Annotated in this window: 3 protein-coding genes and 1 pseudogene; 2 read left to right on the forward strand and 2 right to left on the reverse strand. The window is 70.6% G+C overall.

The features are described 5' to 3' along the window. Both AC1D01_RS30040 and AC1D01_RS30045 read left to right on the forward strand, forming a co-directional pair. Positions 1–365 (forward strand): annotated as a pseudogene (locus AC1D01_RS30040) (copper oxidase); the annotation flags it as partial. A gap of 45 nt (positions 366–410) precedes the next feature. Beyond that, positions 411–1,139 (forward strand): copper-binding protein, encoded by a 729-nt coding sequence (locus AC1D01_RS30045; protein ID WP_477872950.1) that lies wholly within the window; start codon positions 411–413, stop codon positions 1,137–1,139. Between the two features lie 19 nt (positions 1,140–1,158). On the opposite strand, the gene AC1D01_RS30050 is transcribed toward AC1D01_RS30045, so the two are convergent. Together AC1D01_RS30050 and AC1D01_RS30055 are read right to left on the reverse strand one after the other, a co-directional pair. Next, positions 1,159–1,920, reverse strand: a complete 762-nt coding sequence (locus AC1D01_RS30050; RefSeq protein ID WP_477872952.1) for a Crp/Fnr family transcriptional regulator — start codon at positions 1,918–1,920, stop codon at positions 1,159–1,161. Beyond that, positions 1,920–2,466: flagellar basal body L-ring protein FlgH (locus AC1D01_RS30055; protein WP_477872954.1), on the reverse strand; the 547-nt coding region annotated here is incomplete at its 5' end. The genes AC1D01_RS30055 and AC1D01_RS30050, both read right to left, overlap by 1 nt.

Consider the following 2,466-nt stretch of genomic DNA (forward strand, 5'->3'; position numbering starts at 1 on the left):
GCGTCGACCACCGCGAGGTCGCGCAGAAGATCGCGAAGCTGGTGCCCGACTACATGGTGATGGGCGACAAGGGCATGCACGACATGGCGGTGATGGAGATGCCGCTGCCCGACAACACGCTGCCGATGATGACCGGCACCGGCCCGTTCGGGCCGATCGGCATGGGCGGCATGTTCAGCGTGGTGAAGGTGCGCGACGACCTGCAGCGCGGCGACTTCCGCGACCCCGGTCCGTACCGCCACCCGCCCGGCACGCTGGCCCATGAATTCACCGGCGAGGTCGGGGCCGCGGTGCGTGCGCCGTCCGCGCCACCCGACGGCAGCACGCTGCAGGTCCGCAAGCCGCAAGGCCATGCCGGCCACTGAACACCGCTTGATCCACCCATGAACACGATACGAAGGAATTCCAGAATGAACACCCGATCCCTGATGAACCTGGTGGCCACCGCCCTGGCCTTGCACGCCGCCTCCGCTTCGGCCCACGGCGATGAGGATCACGCCGCGCCGCGCCGCTACGATGCCGCCAAGGTCGAGCAGACCGCCTACGGCCGCGAGGGCGACCCGGCGAAGGCACGCCGCATGATCCCGCTCGGCATGACCGATGCCATGCGCTTCACGCCCGCCGACATCACCGTGCGGCGCGGCGAGACGGTGAAGTTCGTCGTGCGCAACGACGGCAGGCTGCTGCACGAGATGGTGCTGGGCACGCCGGCGGACCTGAAGGCACACGCGGCACTGATGCAGAAGTTTCCCGAGATGGAGCATGCGAGCCCGAACATGGCGCATGTGAAGCCGGGGGCCAGCGGCGAGATCGTCTGGCAGTTCACCCAGGCCGGTGAATTCCAGTTCGCCTGCCTGCAGCCCGGGCATTTCGAGGCCGGCATGCTCGGCCGGGTGACGGTGACGGGCGACCAGGCCGCGATGACGGACGGCGAGGTGCGCCGCATCGACAAGGCCCAGGGCAAGCTCACGCTGCGGCACGGGCCGATCGCCAACCTCGACATGCCGGGCATGACGATGGTGTTCCGGGTGGCCGAACCGCGGATGCTGGACACGCTGCGCGAGGGCGACAAAGTGCGGTTCAGCGCCGAGCGGGTGGACGGCTCGATCACCGTGACGGCGATCGAGGTCGCGAAATGACTCGAGAAAGGACCCGAGCTCAGCGCGTCGACACCACCCCGCCGCCCGGCCGGCCCGACGCCGCCGCCAGGCACAGCAGCCCGAGCGTCGCGCTGCACTCGCCGGCCGTCGCGATGCACTCCAGCCCCTCGCGCTCGACGTAGGCCGGCAACTGCAGCCACGCGGCCGGCACCTCCAGCATCACCTGCGAGCGCTCGGTGCGCACCCAGCCCGCGTCGGCCAGCTGGCCCAGGTAGATCCAGGTCTGCCGCCGCGACAGCCCGGCCAGCTGCCCCATGAAGGCCTGCGACACCGGCAGCGCGATGTGCAGCCCGCGCGCGCCCGATTGCGTCGGCGCGAACGCCGCCGCGAAGGTCGCGAGCACGTTGACCAGCCGCTGGAAGCCGCCGCCCGCGAGCCGCAGCGCCAGCTGCTCCTGCATGCGCAGCGCGGTCGCGGAATGCAGCCGGCCGATGTCGTCGCCCGGCCCGCCATCGCCACTGTGGCCGGCATCGCGCGCCGCCCGCACCGTCGTTGCCGGCACCTTGACGGCCACGACATCGATCAGCGCCGTCACGTCATACAGCGCGCGGTCCTGCCCGAGCGGCGAACCCCAGCCGATCACGTCGCCGCCCCACAGCACCGCCACGCCCACCTCGGTGCCCGCGGCCACGCGGATGTGCAGGCTCACCGCGCCCTGGCGGATCGCCATCCAGTCGTGCAGCTCGCCGCCGACCCGCACGATGGCCTGCCCGCGCCGGAACACCTGCTCCACCGCCTCGTCGATCCAGTGCTGCTGCATCACCACACCGCCAGCGTCTTGGCCATCACCCGCTGCAGCCAGCTGCGCGAGGCCGCTTCCGACACATCGCCGCTGCCCGCGCTCTCGAGCGCGGCATTGGCCACGTCGCGCGAGTTGACGACGTTGCCCAGCCGGATGTCCTGCGGGTTCACGACGCCGGAGAAGCGCAGCGCGCTCGCACCGCCGTTGACGCCGATGCGCCGCTCGCCGGCCACCACCAGGTGCCCGTTCGGCAGCACGTTGATCACCGAGACCGTCAGCTGCGCGGTGAACTCGGTCGACACCTCGGTGCTGCCGGTGCCCTTGAACGAATCGCTGCTGCCGGCGCTCGCATCGACGTTCAGGATCTTGTCGAGCAGGCCGCCGTTCTTTTCTCCGTTGCCAGGGCCCCTCACCGCCTGCTTGTTGTCGCGGCTGGTGTCGGTGGCGCGCTTCTGCGAGGCCTTCAGGCTCTCGGAGATGTCGACCTTCATCGTGTCGCCCACCGCCTGCGGCCGGCGCTCGCCCGAGAACAGCGCGGTCGATTCGAGCTGCGGCTGGTAGATG

It is taken from the genome of Rhizobacter sp. P3_B12, from assembly GCF_056402895.1.

Coding starts and splice junctions, on each gene's coding strand:
- AC1D01_RS30045 (WP_477872950.1), top strand. CDS start 411: ATGAACACCCGATCCCTGATGAACCTGGTGGCCACCGCCCTGGCCTTG.
- AC1D01_RS30050 (WP_477872952.1), bottom strand. CDS start 1,920: ATGCAGCAGCACTGGATCGACGAGGCGGTGGAGCAGGTGTTCCGGCGC.